This window comes from Luteibacter sp. P4_D7_3, from assembly GCF_056401735.1.
Map to the genome: position 1 here is coordinate 1 of NZ_JBFUIT010000496.1, position 1,917 is coordinate 1,917.

Annotated in this window: 4 protein-coding genes; 2 read left to right on the forward strand and 2 right to left on the reverse strand. The window is 65.5% G+C overall.

Going from position 1 to position 1,917, the window contains the following annotated elements:
* Nucleotides 1–230: FAD-dependent monooxygenase (locus AC1DSN_RS21980; protein WP_477332904.1), on the forward strand; the 230-nt coding region annotated here is incomplete at its 5' end.
* Nucleotides 231–326: 96 nt separating this feature from the next.
* A complete protein-coding gene (locus AC1DSN_RS21985) occupies nt 327–665 on the forward strand; it encodes a hypothetical protein (protein ID WP_063571251.1) in 339 nt (112 codons plus the stop codon).
* 9 nt (nt 666–674) lie between these two features.
* On the opposite strand, the gene AC1DSN_RS21990 is transcribed toward AC1DSN_RS21985, so the two are convergent.
* Both AC1DSN_RS21990 and AC1DSN_RS21995 read right to left on the reverse strand, forming a co-directional pair.
* Nucleotides 675–1,562, reverse strand: coding sequence for a LysR family transcriptional regulator (locus tag AC1DSN_RS21990; RefSeq protein ID WP_477332907.1), 888 nt, complete (start codon nt 1,560–1,562; stop codon nt 675–677).
* Nucleotides 1,563–1,625: 63 nt separating this feature from the next.
* The coding region (locus AC1DSN_RS21995; RefSeq protein ID WP_477332909.1) for an oxidoreductase at nt 1,626–1,917 on the reverse strand (292 nt) is incomplete at its 5' end.

Consider the following 1,917-nt stretch of genomic DNA (forward strand, 5'->3'; position numbering starts at 1 on the left):
CCCGCATGATCCGTGACCGTGTCGCCCTCCTCGGTGATGCCGCCTTCGTGGTCAGACCCCATACGGCGATGGGCGTGGCGAAGGCCGCAGGCGACGTGATGGCGCTGGTGGCCACGCTCRCCCGCCTGCCGCTGGAGAAAGCTTTGTTCGTCTACGAGGCCGAACGGCTGGCCGAAGGTCACCGCCTTGCCGTCTATGGCAGGGAGCTCGGACGCCCTCTCACCGCCTGAACTGCGGACGCCCGCACATTTGTCACATCCGGCCCCTGCACGCGATAGACGGCGACATCGTCCCACCCATATGCTTGGGAGAAGGGGAAGTGAGGGTTGACCGTGTCCGAAGTGCAGACGAAGAGCATCCTCCACACGCGCACGTCGCATTTCGTGTCGGGGGTCGCCACGGGCATGGCCGTGACCGGACCGACGGACGACGGTTTCCTGCACCTGCACTTCTTCCGTGAAGTGCAGCGCATTACCAACGACGACGTGCCTGCCCGCTCGCTGGCGCCCAACGAGATGGAGCTGGCGTGGGGCCACGCGGAGGCAAATATCCATCTGCATCGCGAGGAGATTGCGGTGATTTCGATTCCGGTCGGCCGCCTGCCCGTCATCAGCACCAGCATTGCCCGTGCCATGCGCTTCGTGGCCACCCTGACGGCGCGATAACCAGCGGACCTACGCCGGAAAAAGGTTTGCGCCGAAATAGTCCAGGAAGGCGCGAAGGCGCGGCGCGATATGGCGACTGGATGGCCACACGGCGCGGAACACGTTCTCATGGTCGAGAAAGTCGTCGAGGACGCGGACCAGCCGTCCAGACGTCACGCTGGGCTCGACCGTAAAGTCCGGTACGCAGGTGATACCGCAATCGGCCTCGGCCATCTCCAGCAGCGGGGCGAGCGTACTGGCGGCCGCAGCGACGGGCAGCGGCACGTCGGGGCCCTTGTTGTCCTGCCGGAAGGGCCAGCGTTCGAGCTTTCCCGTGGTGGGAAATCGATGGTGGAGACAGGCGTGGGAGATCAGATCGGCGGGGACTTTCGGCGTTCCCGCGCGTTTGAGGTAACCCGGCGACGCCACCAGAACCAGGTGATACAAACCCAGCCGCCTCGACATCAGGCGTGAGTCCACGCCCTCACCCGTGCGGATGGCCACGTCGAAACCTTCGTTGACGATGTCGACCAGGCGGTCGCTGTAGTCGAGATCGAGCTCGATCTCGGGGTACTTCGCCATGAAACCCGCCAGCGTCGGCGCGAAAAGGCCACCGAGGATAGGCAGGCTGACACGCAGCTTGCCGCGTGGCGTGGCCCGGTTGCCAGCCAACTCACGCTCCACATCGCCGATTTCCTGGAGGATGCGCCGGCAGCTCTCCAGAAGCATCTCGCCTTCCGGGGTCAGCGAGATGCTCCGTGTGCTGCGATGGAACAGGCGCACACCCAGGTGCGCCTCGAGGCGGGCAATGGTCTTGCCTATGGCCGACGAGGACAACCCGAGGATGCGGCCAGCCTGCGTGAAGCTGCGCGTTTCTGCAGCGTGGACGAAGGTGGCGAGGGAGCTCAGGCTGTCCAAGGCGGGCGCCTCATCCGGGTAGGAAGGCTACATCGTGCTGCCTTCCGCCCTTTCAAGGCAATCTCAGGCCATCGCCGCCTCGGCATGCGCCGGATAGTCCGTGTAACCGGCGGCGGTACCGCCATAGAACGTATCGCGGTCATAGGGAGCCAGCGGGGCACCGTCGGCGATGCGCGCCGGCAGGTCCGGATTGGAGATGAAGAAGCGACCGAAGGCGACCAGATCCGCGCTGCCTTCGGCGAGGATCGCCTCGGCGGATTCCGGCGTGAAGCCACCGGCAGCGATCAGCGGGCCGTGGAAGAACTGGCGCAGCAGGCGCGACGCCACCGGGTTCTGGTCCTTCGATGCATCTTCC